The following is a 1,821-nucleotide window of genomic DNA, read 5'->3' on the forward strand; positions in this document are numbered from 1 at the left end:
TGCGTCGTCCGCCTCCGCCCCGGTGGACGGCGCGCGCAGTTCGACCACCTTTTCAGGCCCGCCCGGCGGCAGTTCGCCGGCCGCGCGGAACGCCCAGACGGCGAGCACGACGTGCACGCATCCGCCGCCGAGCTTGCAGTCGCAGCGTGCATGCGCGAGCGAGCCGCGCGAGAAGAAGCGCACGCTGCACATCGGCAGCCGCGCGGCCGGCGGCACGCTCGCGCCGGCCCACGGCTGAACGGCGATCGCCGGCCGGGTGGCGGCCAGACGCGCGGCCTGATCGAGCACCGTCGGCGCGAAGCTGGCGGCGAGCATCGCGTCGTCGAATCGCGCGGGGCTCCAGGCCTCCGGTTCGGCGTCGGCCGCGGCCGCGGCCGCGGCGCTCGACGCCGCCCCGTCCGTATCCGCCGCCTCGGCGCCCTGCTCCCGCTGCTGCGCCTGATAGGCGAGCACGAGCATCACGCGATGCCGGCACATGCCGCTCGCCGCGCAATTGCATTGGGCGTCGCGCAGGGTGCGATCGGGCGGCAGGCTGGTGCGGGTGCCGTCGTCGAACGCGGCATGCAGCGCGCCGCCGGCATCCATCTCCAGCCGCGGCCGGATCCCGGCCGCCAGATCCTTCTGCGCACGCTTGACGAAGCCCGCGTTGGCGAGCGCCGTCAGCGCCTCGGGCGTCAGGTCGAGCAGATCGCCGCGAACCGGCGCGCTCATGCCTGCACCTTCTCGGCCAGCCAGGCGGCCAGCTCGCCCGGCGTCATGGCGCCGACCTGCGCGCCCACTTTGACCAGCCGCGCCGCCATCTCGCGGTCGTAGGCCGGGTTGGCGGACGAATCGAGCGCGGCCAGCCCGAGCACGCGCGCACCGCCGGCGGTCAGCGTCTTGACGCGCCGCACCAGCTCGCTCGAGCTGCCGCCCTCGTAGAAATCGCTGATCAGCACGACGATGGTGCGCGACGGATTGACGACGCACGACTGCGCATAGGCCACCGCCCGCCCGATATCGGTGCCGCCGCCGAGCTGGACCTTCATCAGCAGCTCGACCGGGTCGGCCACGTCGGCGGTCAGGTCCACCACGGCGGTATCGAACGCCACGAGCCGCGTGCGCATGCCCGGCAATTGCCACAGGCAGGCGGCCAGCACGGCGCTGTGGATCACCGAATCGACCATCGAGCCGCTCTGGTCGACCAGCAGCACGATGTCCCACGGCTCGATCCGGCGCCGCGTGCGGCTGTTGAAGATCGGCGTGTCGAGATAGAGCCGGCGGCGCTCGGGGTGCCAGTTGCGCAGGTTGGCGCCCAGCGTGCGGCGGAAATCGAAATTGCGGGCGATCCGCATGCGCGAGCGGCGGCGCCGGTCGCGGGTGCCCGCGAACGCCTGGTGCACCTCGGTCGCGAGCCGCGCCATGATGCGCCGAACCACCTCGGCCACCAGCCGGCGCGCGGCGGCCAGCACCTGCGGATTCATCAGGTGCTTGGTGTGCAGCACGGCGCGCAGCAGCGATTCGGACGGCTCGATGCGTTCGAGCACGTCCAGGTTCGTGACCACCTCGTCGATGCCGAAACGCTCGACCGCATCGCGTTCGAGCCGCTCGATGACCTCGCGTGGAAACAGCGTATGGATCGCGTTGATCCAGTCGGGCGTGCTCAACGCCGACGGCCCGAGGCCGGCCATCCGCTCGCCGCGTTCGGCGCGCCCGGCGTCGCGGCCGTACAGCCATTCGAGCGCGGCGTCGGCGGCCGCCGCGTCGGCGCCGAGCGCGCCGCATGCGGATTCGGCCGGATCGCCGAGCAACAGGCGCCAGCGTTCGAGCGGCGCGGGAATG

2 protein-coding genes are annotated in these 1,821 nt (G+C 73.0%); both read right to left on the bottom strand.

Going from position 1 to position 1,821, the window contains the following annotated elements:
- Positions 1-711 (bottom strand): SWIM zinc finger family protein (locus G3N92_RS33440; protein WP_206131778.1); only part of this gene is annotated, 711 nt, incomplete at its 3' end.
- A complete protein-coding gene (locus G3N92_RS33445; protein WP_339385883.1) occupies positions 708-1,820 on the bottom strand; it encodes a VWA domain-containing protein in 1,113 nt (370 codons plus the stop codon). The genes G3N92_RS33440 and G3N92_RS33445, both read right to left, overlap by 4 nt.
- Position 1,821: the final 1 nt, after the last annotated feature.

The sequence above is a fragment of the Burkholderia sp. Ac-20379 genome, from assembly GCF_017104645.1.
Lineage (GTDB): Bacteria > Pseudomonadota > Gammaproteobacteria > Burkholderiales > Burkholderiaceae > Burkholderia.